General features: G+C 62.9%; 1 protein-coding gene. It reads left to right on the forward strand.

All coding sequences use genetic code 11. From position 1 onward, the window contains the following. Positions 1 to 3: 3 nt before the first annotated feature. A complete protein-coding gene (gene xsc, locus ACR0JA_RS23615) occupies positions 4 to 1,782 on the forward strand; it encodes a sulfoacetaldehyde acetyltransferase (protein ID WP_480580402.1) in 1,779 nt (592 codons plus the stop codon). The last annotated feature ends 1 nt before the right edge of the window (position 1,783 follow it).

Here is a 1,783-nt window from a genome sequence, read left to right on the forward strand (position 1 = left end):
CAGATGAGAATGACGACGGAAGAGGCCTTTGTTAAGGTATTGCAGATGCATGGTATTGAGCATGCGTTTGGTATCATTGGTTCGGCGATGATGCCGATTTCGGATTTGTTTCCGAAGGCTGGGATCATGTTCTGGGACTGCGCGCATGAAGGTTCTGGCGGGATGATGGCGGATGGCTATACCCGTGCGACCGGCAAGATGTCGATGATGATCGCGCAGAACGGCCCCGGCATCACCAACTTTGTGACCGCTGTGAAAACCGCCTATTGGAACCACACGCCGGTTCTGCTGGTGACCCCGCAGGCGGCCAACAAGACCATTGGTCAGGGCGGCTTCCAGGAGATGGAGCAGATGCGCATGTTCGCCGACTGCGTCGCCTATCAGGAAGAAGTGCGCGACCCGACCCGTGTGGCCGAAGTGCTGAACCGGGTGATCATGAACGCCAAGCGCGCGTCGGCCCCGGCGCAGCTGAACATCCCGCGTGACATGTGGACCCAGGTGGTCGATATCGAGCTGCCCAAGATCGTCGACTTCGAGCGCCCCTCGGGTGGCGAAGACGCAGTGGCAGCCGCGGCCGAGATGCTGTCGACCGCCAAGAACCCCGTCATCCTGAACGGTGCCGGTGTGGTTCTGTCCGAAGGCGGCATCGACGCGTCGAAAGCGCTGGCCGAGCGTCTGGATGCGCCGGTTTGCGTTGGCTACCAGCACAATGACGCGTTCCCCGGTTCGCACCCGCTGTTTGCCGGTCCGCTGGGCTATAACGGCTCGAAGGCCGGGATGGAGCTGATCAGCGAGGCGGATGTTGTTCTGGCTCTGGGCACCCGCCTGAACCCGTTCTCGACCCTGCCGGGCTATGGCATCAACTACTGGCCAGCGGATGCAAAGATCATTCAGGTTGACATCAACCCTGACCGCATCGGCCTGACCAAAGACGTCAGCGTCGGCATCATCGGTGACGCGGCCAAAGTCGCCAACGGCATCCTGTCCCGCCTGAGCGACGCCGCCGGCGACGAAGGCCGTCAGGCCCGCAAGGACCGCATCGCCCAGAAGAAATCCGCATGGGCGCAGGAACTGACCTCGATGACCCACGAGGATGACGATCCGGGCACCTCCTGGAACGAGCGTGCCCGTGCCGCCAAGCCGGACTGGATGAGCCCGCGCATGGCGTGGCGCGCGATTCAGGCGGCGCTGCCGAAAGAAGCGATCATCAGCTCGGATATCGGCAACAACTGCGCCATCGGCAACGCCTATCCGGCGTTTGAAGAGGGCCGCAAGTATCTGGCGCCCGGCCTGTTCGGCCCCTGTGGCTACGGTCTGCCCGCCATCGTTGGCGCCAAGATCGGCCAGCCTGACGTGCCGGTTGTCGGCTTTGCCGGTGACGGAGCCTTTGGCATCGCGGTGAACGAACTGACCGCGATCGGCCGCGAGGAATGGCCCGCCGTGACCCAGATCGTGTTCCGCAACTACCAGTGGGGCGCGGAAAAGCGCAACTCGACCCTGTGGTTTGACGACAACTTCGTGGGCACCGAGCTGGACACCAAAGTGTCTTACGCCGGTATCGCGCAGGCCTGTGGCCTGAAGGGCGTCGTTGCCCGCACCCAGGACGAGCTGACCGCGGCCCTGAACCAGGCGATCGAGGACCAGAAGAACGGCATCACCACGCTGATCGAGGCGCTGATCAACCAGGAACTCGGCGAGCCCTTCCGCCGCGACGCCATGAAAAAACCCGTCGCCGTCGCAGGCATCGAAGCTTCCGACATGACACCCCAAGTCGAGGCGTAAG

It is taken from the genome of Ruegeria sp. AM4, from assembly GCF_056540665.1.